The following is a 14,307-nucleotide window of genomic DNA, read 5'->3' on the forward strand; positions in this document are numbered from 1 at the left end:
ATGAAGCAGCTGTTCCGCGACGTCGACGGCGGGCCCCTGTGCCCCGAAGGCAGCGTGGCCTGCATCGGCGCCTTCGACGGCCTGCACCTCGGCCATCGCGCGCTGGTGGGTCACGCGGCGGAGCGCGCGCGTGCGCTGGGCCTGCCGCTGGCAACGCTGAGCTTCGAACCCCTGCCGCGTGAGTTCTTCGCGCCGGACGCGCCGCCGCCGCGCCTGATGCTGCCGCGCGCGCGCGCCGAGGGCCTGTTCGCGCTCGGTGCCGACCTGGTGGGGCTGCTGCGCTTCAACCGCGCGTTCGCGGCGATGTCGCCCGACGGGTTCGCCGAACGCGTGTTGGCGCGGCGCCTGCGCGCGCGCGAAGTCTGGGTCGGTCCCGGCTTCCGCTACGGCAACCGCCGCGCGGGTGACCTCGGCACGCTGCAGGCCGCGGGCGCGCGGCTGGGCTTCAGCGCCGGCGAGATCGCACCAGTCATGCTCGATGGCGGACGCGTGTCGAGCACGCGCATCCGTGCGGCGCTGGTCGCAGGGGATTTCACCGCCGCCGCGCGCCTGCTCGGCCATTCCTACGCCATTGGCGGGCGCGTGGTGCGCGGCCGCCAGCTCGGGCGCACGCTCGGCTTCCCCACGGCCAACCTGCGCTTCCGCGGCAAGGTGCCGGCGCTGCAGGGCATCTACGCCACCCGCGTGCATGGCGTTGGCGACGCGCCCTGGCCTTCGGTGTCGAGCTTCGGCACCCGGCCCACGGTGGACGGCATCGAGCCACTGCTGGAAGCCCACCTGTTCGATTTCGACGGCGACCTGTACGGTCGCCGCATCGAGGTGGAATTCGTTGCGCGCCTGCGCGACGAAGAAAAGTACCCCGACCTGCCGACCCTGGTCGCGCAGATGGACCGCGACGCCGTGCAGGCGCGCGAAATTCTGATGCATACCCCGCAGCGAGCGACCGCGTGACCGACGACAGCCAGCGCTACAAATCCACCATCCTCCTGCCCGAGACCGCGTTCCCGATGCGCGGCGACCTGCCGAAGCGGGAGCCGGCCACCCTGGCGCGCTGGGAGGCGGAAGGCCTGTATGCCCGCCTGCGCGAGCATGCCGCGGGCCGGCCGCGCTTCGTCCTGCACGACGGCCCGCCCTATGCGAACGGCGTCATCCACCTGGGCCATGCGGTCAACAAGATCCTCAAGGACATCATCGTCCGTTCGAAGACGATCGCGGGCTTCGACGCGCCGTATGTCCCGGGCTGGGACTGCCACGGCCTGCCGATCGAGATCGCGATCGAGAAGAAGCACGGCCGGGTCGGCGTGAAGCTCGACGCCGCCGCCTTCCGCCAGGCCTGTCGCGAGTACGCGCTGGCGCAGGTCGAGCTGCAGAAGGCCGACTTCAAGCGACTGGGCGTGCTCGGCGAGTGGGACGATCCCTATCTCACGCTCGACCCGGCGTACGAAGCCAACGAGATGCGCGCGCTGGCGAAGGTGATCGACAACGGCCACCTGGTGCGCGGCGCGAAGCCGGTGTACTGGTGCTTCGACTGCGGCTCGGCGCTGGCCGAGGCGGAGATCGAATACCAGGACAAGGTCTCGCCTGCGGTCGACGTGGCCTATCCGGCGCGTGAAGCGGACGCGGTGGCGCGCGCCTTCGGCACGGTGCTGCCCGGCGGCGTCGAACTCGCGGCGCCGATCTGGACCACCACGCCGTGGACGCTGCCGGCGTCGCTCGCGATGGCGCTGGGCCCGGACATCGAATACGCGCTGGTCGAGGGGCCCGCGCACGACGGGCGTGCCCGCTGGCTCGTCGTGGCCGCGTCGCTGGCTGCGAAGGTCCTGGCACGCTACGGCGTCGAAGGCGAGCCGGTGGTCCACGGCCATGCCAAGGGCGCCGCGCTGGAAGGCCTTTTGTTCGCGCATCCGTTCTACGCCGAACGCGACATCCCGGTGATCCTCGGCGACCACGTCACCGACGACGACGGCACCGGTGCCGTGCACACCGCGCCCGGCCACGGCCAGGAGGACTTCGCGGCGGCGCGCGAGTACGGCATCGTCGACCGCTACAGTGCGGCGCAGATGAACCCCGTCGACGGGCGCGGCGTGTACCTGCCGTCGACGCCCGCGGCGAACGGCACGGAGCTGGCCGGCACCCATATCTGGAAGGCCAACGACGCCATCATCGAGGTGCTGCGCGCGAGCGGCGCGCTGCTGGCGGATTCGAAGATCGAACACAGCTATCCGCACTGCTGGCGGCATCGCACGCCGGTGGCGTTCCGCGCCACGCCGCAGTGGTTCATCTCGATGGACAAGGCCGGCCTGCGCCGCGACGCGCTGGCCGCGATCGAAGGCGTGGAGTGGTTCCCCGGCTGGGGCGAGGCGCGCATCGCCGGCATGGTCGAGGGCCGCCCGGACTGGACGATCTCGCGCCAGCGCACCTGGGGCGTGCCGATCGCGCTGTTCGTGCATCGGGTAACCGGCGAACCGCATCCGCGTTCAAGCGAGCTGATGCGCGCCGCGGCCGACCTGGTGGAGCGGGGCGGCATCGACGCCTGGTTCGCGCTTGATCCGGTGGCGCTCCTGGGCGACGAGGCCGCGGACTACGACAAGGTCACCGACATCCTCGATGTCTGGTTCGACTCCGGCCTCACCCACGAGTGCGTGCTGGCGGCGCGCGGCATCGGCAAGCCGGCCGACCTGTACCTGGAAGGTTCCGACCAGCATCGCGGCTGGTTCCAGTCCTCGCTGCTGACCGGCATCGCGATCGACGGGGCGGCGCCGTACCGGCAGTGCCTGACCCACGGCTTCACCGTGGACGAGCACGGCCGCAAGATGTCGAAGTCGCTCGGCAACGGCATCGAGCCGCAGGAGATCATGAAGACGCTCGGCGCGGACATCCTGCGCCTGTGGATCGCATCGGCCGACTACAGCAACGAGATGTCGCTGTCGAAGGAGATCCTCAAGCGCAACGCCGACGCCTACCGCCGCATCCGCAACACCGCGCGCTTCCTGCTCGGCAACCTGCACGGCTTCGATCCGGCGGTGGACCTGGTGGCGCCGGCCGACATGGTCGCGCTGGACCGCTGGATCGTGCACCGGGCACACGGCGTGCAGCAGAAGATCGTCGATGCCTGCGCGCGCTACGACTTCGCCGAAGTGGTGCAGCTGCTGATGAACTTCTGCAGCGTCGACCTGGGCTCGCTCTACCTCGACGTGACCAAGGACCGGCTTTACACCATGCGCGAGGACTCGCGCGGCCGGCGCAGCGCGCAGACCGCGATGTACCACATGGCCGAGGCCTTCGTGCGCTGGATCGCGCCAATCCTGTCGTTCACTGCCGACGAAATGTGGGGCTACCTGCCGGGCGAACGCGAAGGCAACGTGCTGTTCGCAACCTGGTACGAAGGCCTGGCCCCGTTGACCGATGACGCGCCGCTGTCGGCGCGTGAGTTCGACGACCTGCTGCGCCTGCGCGAGCAGGTGTCCCGGGTGCTGGAGCCGATGCGCGCCAGCGGCGCGATCGGTGCCGCGCTCGACGCCGAGATCACCCTGACCTGCGGCGTGGCCGACCAGAACCGGCTGTCGGGCCTGCTCGACGAGCTGCGCTTCTTCTTCATCAGCGGCGACGTGGCCCTGCTGGCCGATGACGACGCCGGCGAAGTCGTGGTGGCCGCCGTGCCCACCGACAAGCCGAAGTGCGTGCGCTGCTGGCAGCGCCGCGGCGACGTCGGCACGGTCGAGGCGCATCCACAGCTGTGCACGCGCTGCGTGTCGAACGTGGAAGGCCCGGGGGAGGACCGCCTGTGGTTCTGAGGCCGAAGCCCAACGCATTGCCGTGGCTGATCGTTTCGCTCGTGGTGCTGATGCTCGACCAGATCAGCAAGCAGTGGGTGCTGACCAGCCTGCCGGAGTACACCGCGATCCCCGTGATCGAAGGCTTCTGGAACTGGTACCGCACCTACAACACTGGTGCCGCCTTCAGCTTCCTGTCCGACGCCGGCGGCTGGCAGAAATGGTTCTTCACCGTGCTCGCCTTCGGCATCAGCGGCCTGCTGGGCGTCTGGCTGGCGCGCACGCCGCGCGCGGACTGGCGCACGGCGCTGCCGTTCGCGCTGGTGATCGGTGGTGCCATCGGCAACGTGATCGACAGGCTGCTGCACGGGCACGTGATCGACTTCATCCAGTGGCATTGGCGCGACCATTACTGGCCGGCGTTCAACATCGCCGATGCCGCCATCGTCGGCGGCGCCATCGGCATCGCCCTGTTCGGAATTTTCGCCCCGAAGAAGCCCGAAACCCTGTAGGACAGCTGTTTGTGGGAGCGGCTATGGCTGCGGCCGGGGCACCACGCCATCGCGGCTATAGCCGCTCCCACAAAAGCGGAAGGCCGCTCCGGCTCCAGCGGAAGGCCGCTCCCGCAAGGGCAGGAGCGCTCCCATTGGGGCAGGGGTAGAATGGCGGCATGGATATCCTGCTCGCCAATCCCCGTGGCTTCTGCGCCGGCGTCGACCGCGCGATCGAGATCGTCAAGCGCGCGATCGAGACGCTGGGGGCGCCGATCTACGTGCGCCACGAGGTCGTGCACAACCGCTACGTGGTCGACGACCTCAAGCAGCGCGGTGCGATCTTCGTCGAGGAGCTCGACGAGGTGCCTGACGGCAATACGGTGATCTTCAGCGCCCACGGCGTCTCGCAGGCGGTGCGCCACGAGGCCGACCGGCGCGGCCTGAAGGTGTTCGACGCCACCTGCCCGCTGGTGACCAAGGTTCATTTCGAGGTCGCGCGCCACTGCCGCGCCGGCCGCGACGTGGTGCTGATCGGCCATGCCGGGCATCCCGAGGTCGAGGGCACGATGGGACAGTGGAGCCGCGAGCGCGGCACCGGGTCCATCTACCTGGTCGAGGACGTGGACGATGTCGAGGCGTTGCAGGTCGCGCAGCCGGACAACCTGGCCTACACCACCCAGACCACGCTTTCGGTGGACGACACCCGCGGCGTGATCGCGGCGCTGCGGGCGCGCTTCCCGGCGCTCCAGGGCCCGAAGAACGACGACATCTGCTACGCCACCCAGAACCGCCAGGACGCGGTGCGCCTGCTGGCCACCGAGTGCGACCTGGTGCTGGTGGTCGGCTCGCCCAACAGCTCGAATTCCAATCGCCTGCGCGAGCTTGCCGAGCGCGACGGCGTCGAGGCCTACCTGATCGACGGCGCCGACGAGATCGACCCGGCATGGGTGCTTGGCCGTCGCCACGTGGGCGTGACCGCAGGTGCCTCGGCGCCCGACGTGCTAGTGGAAGGCGTGCTGGCGCGGCTGCGCGACCTTGGCGCCGACGGGGTGCGCGAGCTCGATGGCGAGCGCGAGAACATGGTGTTCGCCCTGCCCAAGGAGCTGCGGCTGCGCTTGGTGGACTGAGGCGCGCGCCTCCGGGCGCCTGCGCCGGATGGCGCTCCGGAAAGGAAAAGGCCGCCCGGGGGCGGCCTTTTCCATGATGCTGGTGCCGGAAATAGGAATCGAACCTACGACCTACGCATTACGAATGCGCCGCTCTACCAACTGAGCTATTCCGGCGGGGTCGCACATTGTAGGGGCGGCCGGCACACCGGTCAAAGCATCACAGGCCCACGATCTCCAGGCCGGTGCGCAGCCGGTCCGCCAGGCGCATGGCCAGGGCCACGATGGTGAACGTCGGGAAGGCCCAGCCGCCCGTGGGGAACACCGAACTTCCGGCGACATGCAGGTTCTCCAGGCCATGGACCTTGCAGTCGCGGTCGACCACGCCGTCGCCCGGCCGGTCGGACATGCGGGTAGTGCCGATGTGGTGGGCCGTGCCCACGAGGCCGGGGCTCAGCGTGGTGTCGGCGACCCAGGGCGCGGGCTCGAAGCGGCCGCCGCAGCAACGCGCGGCTTCGCTGCCGAGCAGGCCGGCACTGGTGCGGAACGATGCGTAGTCGAACTCGGTGAAGCGCCAGTCCACCCGGACCTTGCGCAGCCCCAGGGCATCGCGTGACTCGCCGAGGGTGATCCGGCTTTCGGGGTTGGGCGACTGCTCGAAATAGGCCATCAGGTCCACGGACCTGACGCTGTCGACGGAGCGATGGCGGAGCTTGCGGGCGACGGCACCGGCCACGTGGCCGGCGTTCATGCCCATGCGCAGGGCCAGCCGCGCGCGTTGCCCGCCGCCAGCGGGCGGTGGCGCGGCCGCGGGCGGGCCGGCGATGCCCGAGGCCAGGGCGCGCTGTACTTCGTCCTCGACCGCCCGGTCGTCGTTGGCCGGCGGCGTGCGGAACGTGGCGCGCAGGTCGCGCAGTGCCTGCAGCCCGGCGGGCGCGGAATCGAGCACGGGCAGTGGCCGGGCGCGGGCGTTGAGAAGGCGCAGCCGGCGCTGGGCGCTGTCGGCCAGCGCGAGCTCGCGATAGAGCGGACGCGATTCGCGTTGGCCGTCGCGGTCATAGGGGCGCAGCAGCGCGTCCAGGTTGCCTCCGACGATCCGTCCGGCGAGGCATCGCGGGTGATCCATGAAGTAGCGGCCGACCTGATCGTGGGCATTGCCCAGTCCGCGCGGGTGCGCGCCATCGGAAAGCAGCAGCAGGCGTGCATTCTCGATGCCGCCGGCCGCAAGCACGTAGTGGCGCGCGTGCACGGTGCCGCGGCGGCCGTCCAGGCTGCCGATGCGCGCGGCCTGCACGCGCCCGGCGCCCGGCGTGGCCGCGAGCTCCATCAGGTTGGCGTGCAGCAGCAGGGTGATGTTGTCCGATTCTTCGAGCAGAGGCCGGTACTGGGCCTGGAAGAAGACCGGGCTCTCGATGCATACGCGATCCACCGCGCATTCCTCGAGCAGGGGCAGCGCATGCGCGAAATGCGCGTTGCCGAAACTGCCGTCGCCGATGCCATGGCGCGGATCGATGCGAAGCGTGGACCGCGCGTGGCCGCACCAGGTGGCGAGCTCGTCGAAGCCGATCGGCCAGCCGCTGGCGGGCACCCAATCGCGCGACGCCAGGTCCAGGCGCGTCAGCGGCACGCAGCCGCCGCCCCAGAGCCGCGAGCTGCCACCCAGCGCGCGCAGCCGGCACAGGTGCGGGTCGAGCCTGGCGGGGCCCACGGACTCGCCTTCGTTCAGCGCCTGCGCGCTGCGCTCGCTTTCCAGGCCTCCGCTTTCAAGCAGGCATACGCTGAAGCGGCTGTCTGCGAAGGCGGTGGCGATCGCGATGCCGGCCGGTCCCGCGCCGATGATGCAGAGGTCGCTCCGGTAGTCGCCCGGCGCCGAAGGATCAAGGTAGTCAAGGATCAAGCGTGGTCTCCCTGGAGCGGCAGCCGCGCATTCGGGGGCGCCGCTGATTGACAACGCCAAGCCCGGCGGGCAGCGGTCATCCACGGCGGCTTGCACGGGACCGGGGGCCACGTCTCGCGTGGCGCGACCCGGCGCCGCTATCCTGAGCTCCTTCCAAACAGGATCCTTCCATGGCCAAGGCGCGCACTGCCTACGTCTGCACTGAATGCGGGGCCGATTCCGGCAAATGGCAGGGACAGTGCGGCGCGTGCGGGGCCTGGGACACGCTGTCGGAGATCGTCCTGGAGACCGCCGCTTCATCGAAGGCCGCCGCCCCCGCGCGGCGCGGCGGTTGGGCAGGCAAGGCCAAGGTCCCGGAAGTCACGCCGCTGAAGGACGTCATGCAGGTCGACGACCAGCGGGTGTCCACCGGCATCGGCGAATTCGATCGCGTGCTGGGCGGCGGCCTGGTCGAGGGCGCCGTGGTGCTGGTGGGCGGCGATCCGGGCATCGGCAAATCCACCCTGCTGCTGCAGGCCGTGGCCAGCATGTCCGCAGCGCTGCCGGGGCTGTACGTGACCGGCGAGGAATCCCTGGCCCAGGTCGCCGGCCGCGGCCACCGCCTTGGCCTGCCGCTGGATGGCGTGAACGCGCTGGCCGAGACCTGCGTCGAGCACATCCTCGGCCATGCCGCCAGGCTTCGGCCCAAGCTGATCGTGGCCGACTCCGTGCAGACCCTGTGGACGGAGACCCTCACCGCGGCGCCCGGGTCGGTCAGCCAGGTGCGCGAGTCCGCCGCGCGCCTGGTGCGCTACGCCAAGGAAACCGGCACCGCGGTGTTCCTGGTCGGCCACGTCACCAAGGAGGGCGGCATTGCCGGTCCGCGCGTGCTCGAGCACATGGTCGACGCGGTGCTCTACTTCGAAGGCGAGTCCGGCAGCCGTTTCAGGGTGCTGCGCGCGTTCAAGAACCGCTTCGGCGCGGTCAACGAGCTGGGCGTGTTCGCGATGGGCGACAAGGGGCTCAAGGAAGTGCCGAACCCGTCGGCGATCTTCCTCTCCGGCGGCACGCGCCAGCCCGGCAGCTGCGTGATGGTGACCCGCGAGGGCACGCGGCCGCTGCTGGTCGAGGTGCAGGCCCTGGTCGATTCCTCGCCGCTGTCCAATCCGCGCCGGGTGGCGGTGGGCATGGAGCAGAACCGGCTGGCGATGTTGCTGGCCGTGCTGCACCGCCATGGCGGCATCGCGGTAGGCGACCAGGACGTGTTCGTCAACGTGGTCGGCGGCATCCGCGTGCAGGAGACCGCGGTCGACCTGCCGGTGTTGCTGGCCGTGCTGTCATCGCTGCAGGACCGGCCGCTGGCGGACAAGACGGTCGCCTTCGGCGAGGTCGGCCTGTCGGGAGAGATCCGCCCGGTGCCCAACGGCGAGGAGCGGCTGAAGGAGGCCGCCACCCACGGCTTCAAGCGCGCCATCGTGGCCAAGGCGAATGCGCCGAAGGCCGGCCGCTACAAGGATCTTGAGGTGGTGGGCGTCGAGCGCCTGGCCGATGCCATCGATGCCGCGGGCTGAGGGGCTGGCCACGGCCGCTCCCACGACACGCCGGGGTCTTCAGGCGCGCTGCAGGACAAGCTCCAGCACGAACTTGCTGCCGAAGAAGGCCAGCACCAGCAGCGCCATGGCCGCCAGCGTCCAGTGCACCGCCTTGCGCCCGCGCCAGCCGAAGCGCCAGCGGCCCAGCAACAACACGCCGAACACAAGCCATGACAGCACGCTGAGCACGGTCTTGTGCGCAAGGTGCTGGGCGAACAGGTTTTCGACGAACAGCACGCCGGTCAGCAGGGTCATCGCCAGCAGTACGAAGCCGGTGCCGATGGTGCGGAACAGAAGGGTTTCAAGTTCGACCAGGGGCGGCAGGGCGCGGAGCCAGCGGTGGATCTCGCGACGACTGAGCGCGCGATCCTGCAGCCAGAGCATCCCCGCCAGCAGCGCGGCCACGGCGAGGGTGGCGTAGGCCAGGAGTGCGAGCCAGGCGTGGAACTGCAGCCGCCAGTCCAGCGGTTCCGGCGGCAGGTGGCCGTGGAGGTGGTTGCCGAGGAGCGCCAGCGCCGCGAGCGGGAACACCACCACCCCGAGCGAGGCCGTGCGTCCGCGGGCGCCAACCGCGGTGGTGAGGGCCGCCATGCCCAGGGTCACCAGCGAAATCGCCGCGAAAAAATGCATGTCGGCGCCGCCGAGCCCGCGCCAGGCCAGCACGTGTTCGAGTGCATGCGCCAGGATGGCGCCGCCCGCCGCGAGCGGCCAGGCGCGGCCGCGCTGGCCGCTCCGGATTCCGCGCACCAGCAGGCCGGCGGCCGCCATGTAGAGAACGATCGCGATGAGGACGGGAATCATCCGCGCAGTGTCGCATACGCACCGGCCGGCCTGAACGGGCGGCGACGCCGTGCGGCGGGCGCTATGCTGTCCGCAAGCGGGGCCGCGGCCCCGTGGCACTCCAAGCCCGGCTGCCTGTGTTCGATGGATATTCCAATGGATATGGCGACCGGGCCGTGGCCTTCGCGGCCACCGGGTTGGACTGGAAACGGGCCGGCCTCCCTTGTCCTGGAATGGAGCGACAACATGGCTGCCATGGTCGACCGTTTCGGACGGTCGTTCCCGTATCTGCGCCTCTCCCTGACCGAGGCGTGCAACTTCCGCTGCAGCTATTGCCTGCCGGACGGCTACCAGGCGGACGGGCGTCCGCGTTTCCTCGAACTCGATGAAATCCAGCGCCTGGTGCGCGCCTTCGCCGCGCTGGGGATGAGCAAGATCCGGCTCACCGGCGGCGAACCGACGCTGCGCAAGGACCTGCTGCCGATCATCGCCGCGGTGTCGGCCGTGCCCGGCGTCCGCCGCATCGCCATCACCACCAACGGCACCCTGCTGCCGCGCCACGTGCGCGAGTGGCGCGAGGCAGGCCTGACCGCGCTCAATGTCAGCCTGGACACGCTGGACCCGGAACGCTTCCGGGCGATCACCGGCCACGACCGCTTCGTCGAGGTCACCGAGGGCGTGGAGATGGCGCTGGGCCTGGGCTTCGATTCGGTCAAGCTCAACGCGGTGCTGCTGCGCGGGCGCAATGACGACGAACTGCCGCGCTGGTTCGACTACCTGCGCAAGCGCGATGTCGCCATCCGCTTCATCGAACTGATGCGCACCGGCGACAACCTCGGGTTCTTCGAACGCCACCACCTGCGCGCCGAAGCGGTGGAGGAACAGATCGTCGAAGCCGGTTGGACGCTGCGCCCGCGCGCGCCCGACGCCGGCCCTGCGCGCGAGTATTCGCATCCGGATTACAGGGGTCGCATCGGCATCATCGCGCCGTACTCGAAGGATTTCTGCGCGGGCTGCAACCGCCTGCGGGTGACCGCGCGCGGCGACCTGCGGCTGTGCCTGTTCGGCGACTTCGGCATCGGCCTGCGCCCGCTGCTGCAGTCCGACGACGACCATGACCCGCTGGTCGCGCGCATCAGTACCCAGCTCGGACTGAAGGCGGCCGGCCACGGCCTGCACCAGGGCGAGACCGGCCTCACCCCGCACCTCGCATCCATTGGAGGATGAGCGGCGCAATGACGGACCAACGCATGGGCGGACAGCGCGTGACCAATGAACCCGCGGCCTTCCACATGGCCGACATCCGCAACAAGCGGCCCACGCGCCGGCGCGCGGTCGCGGTAGGCGAACTGATGGCCGGCGCGGCCGCCTTCCCGATGATCGTCGAACGCCGCCTGCCCAAGGGCGACGCGCTGGTGATGGCCGAAGTGGCCGGCCTGCAGGGCGCGAAGATGGCCTCGGCGCTGATGCCGCTGTGCCACCCGCTGCCGCTGGAGCTGGTGCAGGTGCGCTGCGTGCCGGTGCCGGCGCGCAATGCCATCCGCGTGTACTGCGAGTGCGCCACCGAAGCCCGCACCGGCGTTGAGATGGAAGCGCTGGCAGGGGTGAACGCGGCGCTGCTGACGCTGTACGACCTGACCAAACCGGTGGAGCCGGCGCTCGGCATCGACGGCATCCGGCTGCTGTTCAAGGAGGGCGGCAAGAGCGGCCTGTGGCTGCATCCCGACGGCATGGATGAAGGCGAGCACGCGCACTACCGGCCGCGCGACCTTGCCCGCCTGGATGGCGTCCTGTGCGCGGTGCTGACGCTCAGCGACCGCGCCAGCCGCGGCGAATACGAGGACCTGTCCGGCCCGCTGCTGGTCGATGGCCTGCGCCGCCTCGGCGCGCACGTGGCCGGCGCCGAGGTGCTGCCCGACGGCATCGAGCCGCTGGCCGGAAGGCTGCGGGCACTCGCCGGCGAGGGCGTGCGCATCTGCCTGACCACCGGAGGCACCGGCCTTGGCCCCGGAGACCGCACGCCCGAGGCGCTGCGCTCGGTGGCCGACCGCAGTGTCGATGGCCTGGCCGAAATGTTCCGCAGCGAAAGCGCGAAGCACACCCCGCTGGCCTGGCTCAGCCGGGCCGACGTGGTGCAGGTCGGCGGCATGCTGGTGTTCGCGCTGCCCGGCAGCCGGCGCGCGGCGCAGCAGGGCATCGACATCCTGGCGCCGCTGCTCGCGCACGCGCTGGCCATGGTCGATGGCGGGGGGCATCCGTGAGCGGGGCGCTCGCGTACGACGATGCGCTGGCGATGGTCCTGCGCGAAGCGGCGCCGCTTGCGATCGAGCGGCGCGCCCCGCAGGACGCGCTGGGCCAGGTGCTGGCCGAGGCCGTGGCGAGCGAAGCGGACCTGCCGCCTTTCGACAACTCGGCGATGGACGGCTTCGCGCTGCGTGCCGCGGACAAGGTACTGGCCGCGGGCCGCGAGTTCGACGTCTGCGGCGCGCAGGTGGCTGGCGACGAAGCCGCCGCGGCCGGTGGGGGCGCCTGGGAAATCATGACCGGCGCACGCATGCCCGAGGGGCTGGACAGCGTGGTGCCGGTCGAGCGCGTGGAGATCCTCGGGCACGACGGTGACGGGCGGCCGCGACGCATCCGGCTGGCCACCGACGTGCCGCGCGGCGACAACGTGCGCCTGCGCGGCGAGGACATCCTCAGTGGCGCGCCGGCCGTGCCCGCCGGCAGCCGCATCGGCGCGGCCGAACTGATGGTGCTTGCCTCGCTCGGCGTCACCGCGGTGGCGGTGCGGCGGCGCCCGCGGGTAGCGGTGATCAACACCGGCCGCGAGCTGGTCGACGACCCGGCGCGCCCGCTGGCCTCGGGCGAGATCCGCAACAGCAACGGGCCGTTCCTGGCCGCACGCGCGGCCGCCGCGGGCGCGGACGTCGTGCTGCGTGAAACCGTCGGCGACGAGCCGGACATGTTCCTGGCTGCGCTCGAGCGCGCGCTGGTCGCAGGTGCCGACGTGGTGTTGAGCACCGGCGCGGTGTCGATGGGCCGCCACGACTTCGTGCCCGACGCGCTGCGCGGCATCGGCGCCGGCATCCGGTTCCACAAGGTCGCGATCCGCCCGGGCAGGCCGCTGCTGTTCGCGCGGCTGGCCGGCGGCGCGCTGTTCTTCGGCCTGCCCGGGAATCCGGTGTCGAGCGCGGTGGGCCTGCGCTTCTTTGCCGAGCCCGCCCTGCGCGCGATGGCCGGCATGGCGGCCGAGCGCCCCCTGCGCATGCCGCTGGCCACCGCCTACCGCAAGCGCGCGGCGCTGCGCTTCCACCTCAAGGGGCGGGTCGAGCTCGTCGACGGCGGCCTGCGTGCCCGCGTGCTGGAGGGCCAGGAGTCATTCAAGGTGCTGCCGCTGCTTGCGGCCAACGCCTGGATCGTGGTGCCGCCGGAGTCGATGGCGCTTGAGGCGGGCGAGATGGTGGAGGTCCATGGCCTGGGGCATCTCGAGGCCCCGCTGATCGGAGAGGTGCCGGAGTGAAAGTGCAGCTGAGCCTGTTTGGTGCGTTCCGGGCGCATGATCCCGCGGCGCAGGTCGAGCTGGAGGTTCCCGAGGGCGCGCGCGTGTCCGACCTGCGCGAGGCCCTGGAGCAGCACGCACGCGAACACTGGCCGGCGTTCCGGCCGGAACTGCTGAAGGCGTCGGCCTTCGCGAGCGAGAGCTCGGTGATGCGCGATGCCGAGGCCCTGGTCCCCGGCGTCGCGATGGCCGTGCTGCCGCCGGTGAGCGGAGGTTGAGCATGGAGCGCTTCCACTGCGCGGTGACCGACATCGCCGACGGCCCGCTGGATCCCGCGGCGGCGCTGGAGTTCGTGTCCGACCCCGGCTTCGGCGGCATGGCGATGTTCATCGGCCGCGTGCGCGACCTCAACCACGGCCGCGTGGTCACCGGCGTCAGCTACGACATGTTCGAGCCGTTGGCGCTGAATGGCTTCCGGGCCATCGCCGAGGATATCGATACCCGCTTAGGGCCGAAGGTCCGGCTGTACGTCGCGCACGCCAAGGGGCGCCTCGGCGTGGGCGACCTGGCGGTGGTGGTGGCCGCGGGTACCCCGCACCGCGACGAGGCCTTCCGCGCCTGCCGCGAGCTGATCGAGAAGGTGAAGCACACCAGTCCGATCTGGAAGCAGGAGCACTACGGGGACGGTGACAGCGTGTGGAGCGAGGGCTGCTCGCTGTGCGGCGTCGATGAAGCCGCCGATGACCGTCCGGCTGGCGCGGCTTCGACGTTCGAAGGAGGCGCGTCGCTCCCGTCCGCCACGGGGCGATGAAAGTCCAGCTCCAGGGCCAATCGCTGCGCCTGCGCATCGACGAGGAAGAGCTGGCGCGGCTGCTGGCTGGCAAAGAGCTGGTGAACGAGACGCAGGCGGCGCCCGGCGCCATCGCCTGCCAGCGGCTGCGGCTGCTGGTTGGCGGCGCTGCGCGCTTCGACGCCGATGGAGGGGCGTGGACCTTCAGCCTTCCCGACGCCGAAGTCCGCGGCTACGTTGCCCGGCTGCCATGCCGCGATGCCCTGGAGTTCGAGCTGCCTGGCGGCGGAGCAGCGCTGAAGCTCGCCTTCGAAGTCGACGTCCGCGACAGCGTCCGCCGCCGCGGTCCACCGCAGCGCCGCAGGACGCCGCGCCCCGAGTGACGGCCGCCGCGATT

Annotated in this window: 13 protein-coding genes, 1 tRNA gene and 1 riboswitch; of the genes, 11 read left to right on the forward strand and 3 right to left on the reverse strand. The window is 71.0% G+C overall.

The features are described 5' to 3' along the window. The 4 genes from ACW7G5_RS03710 (at position 1) to ispH (ending at position 5,394) form a co-directional block, all read left to right on the forward strand. On the forward strand, positions 1 to 951 hold the full coding sequence (locus ACW7G5_RS03710; RefSeq protein WP_457001924.1) for a bifunctional riboflavin kinase/FAD synthetase: 951 nt from the start codon (positions 1 to 3) through the stop codon (positions 949 to 951). Between the two features lie 56 nt (positions 952 to 1,007). After that, positions 1,008 to 3,794, forward strand: a complete 2,787-nt coding sequence (gene ileS, locus ACW7G5_RS03715; RefSeq protein ID WP_457002857.1) for an isoleucine--tRNA ligase — start codon at positions 1,008 to 1,010, stop codon at positions 3,792 to 3,794. Continuing rightward, positions 3,785 to 4,285 (forward strand): signal peptidase II, encoded by a 501-nt coding sequence (gene lspA / locus ACW7G5_RS03720; RefSeq protein ID WP_457001925.1) that lies wholly within the window; start codon positions 3,785 to 3,787, stop codon positions 4,283 to 4,285. The genes ileS and lspA overlap by 10 nt, the downstream gene beginning before the upstream one ends. A 158-nt stretch (positions 4,286 to 4,443) precedes the next feature. Next, positions 4,444 to 5,394, forward strand: a complete 951-nt coding sequence (gene ispH, locus ACW7G5_RS03725; RefSeq protein ID WP_457001927.1) for a 4-hydroxy-3-methylbut-2-enyl diphosphate reductase — start codon at positions 4,444 to 4,446, stop codon at positions 5,392 to 5,394. An 80-nt stretch (positions 5,395 to 5,474) separates the two neighbouring features. Here the strand turns inward: ispH and ACW7G5_RS03730 are convergent. Both ACW7G5_RS03730 and ACW7G5_RS03735 read right to left on the reverse strand, forming a co-directional pair. Further along, positions 5,475 to 5,550 (reverse strand) — tRNA-Thr (locus tag ACW7G5_RS03730). A 43-nt stretch (positions 5,551 to 5,593) separates the two neighbouring features. Continuing rightward, positions 5,594 to 7,270: a GMC oxidoreductase gene (locus ACW7G5_RS03735; RefSeq protein WP_457001928.1), complete on the reverse strand. Its 1,677-nt coding sequence runs from the start codon at positions 7,268 to 7,270 to the stop codon at positions 5,594 to 5,596. A gap of 170 nt (positions 7,271 to 7,440) precedes the next feature. Between ACW7G5_RS03735 and radA the strand changes: the two genes are divergently transcribed. After that, entirely contained in the window at positions 7,441 to 8,820 is a 1,380-nt protein-coding gene (gene radA / locus ACW7G5_RS03740; RefSeq protein WP_457001930.1) for a DNA repair protein RadA, read from the forward strand. A gap of 39 nt (positions 8,821 to 8,859) precedes the next feature. On the opposite strand, the gene ACW7G5_RS03745 is transcribed toward radA, so the two are convergent. Continuing rightward, on the reverse strand, positions 8,860 to 9,642 hold the full coding sequence (locus tag ACW7G5_RS03745; protein ID WP_457001931.1) for a cytochrome C assembly family protein: 783 nt from the start codon (positions 9,640 to 9,642) through the stop codon (positions 8,860 to 8,862). 86 nt (positions 9,643 to 9,728) lie between these two features. Then, positions 9,729 to 9,876: riboswitch (molybdenum cofactor riboswitch) on the forward strand. On the opposite strand from ACW7G5_RS03745, the gene moaA reads away from it, so the two are divergent. The 6 genes from moaA to ACW7G5_RS03775 all read left to right on the forward strand — a co-directional run bounded on the left by moaA (position 9,868) and on the right by ACW7G5_RS03775 (position 14,293). Further along, on the forward strand, positions 9,868 to 10,848 hold the full coding sequence (gene moaA / locus ACW7G5_RS03750) for a GTP 3',8-cyclase MoaA (protein WP_457001933.1): 981 nt from the start codon (positions 9,868 to 9,870) through the stop codon (positions 10,846 to 10,848). It overlaps the preceding riboswitch by 9 nt. Before the next feature lie 8 nt (positions 10,849 to 10,856). Then, positions 10,857 to 11,882 (forward strand): bifunctional molybdenum cofactor biosynthesis protein MoaC/MoaB, encoded by a 1,026-nt coding sequence (moaCB, locus tag ACW7G5_RS03755; RefSeq protein ID WP_457001934.1) that lies wholly within the window; start codon positions 10,857 to 10,859, stop codon positions 11,880 to 11,882. After that, positions 11,879 to 13,141: a molybdopterin molybdotransferase MoeA gene (locus tag ACW7G5_RS03760; RefSeq protein ID WP_457001936.1), complete on the forward strand. Its 1,263-nt coding sequence runs from the start codon at positions 11,879 to 11,881 to the stop codon at positions 13,139 to 13,141. The genes moaCB and ACW7G5_RS03760 overlap by 4 nt, the downstream gene beginning before the upstream one ends. Continuing rightward, positions 13,138 to 13,398: a MoaD/ThiS family protein gene (locus ACW7G5_RS03765; protein WP_457001938.1), complete on the forward strand. Its 261-nt coding sequence runs from the start codon at positions 13,138 to 13,140 to the stop codon at positions 13,396 to 13,398. The genes ACW7G5_RS03760 and ACW7G5_RS03765 overlap by 4 nt, the downstream gene beginning before the upstream one ends. A gap of 2 nt (positions 13,399 to 13,400) precedes the next feature. Further along, the gene (locus tag ACW7G5_RS03770; protein WP_457001940.1) at positions 13,401 to 13,931 is read left to right on the forward strand and encodes a molybdenum cofactor biosynthesis protein MoaE; all 531 of its coding nucleotides are present in this window, start codon (positions 13,401 to 13,403) and stop codon (positions 13,929 to 13,931) included. Continuing rightward, entirely contained in the window at positions 13,928 to 14,293 is a 366-nt protein-coding gene (locus tag ACW7G5_RS03775; protein ID WP_457001942.1) for a hypothetical protein, read from the forward strand. The genes ACW7G5_RS03770 and ACW7G5_RS03775 overlap by 4 nt, the downstream gene beginning before the upstream one ends. Positions 14,294 to 14,307 lie beyond the last annotated feature (14 nt).

The sequence above is a fragment of the Luteimonas sp. A501 genome, from assembly GCF_054052085.1.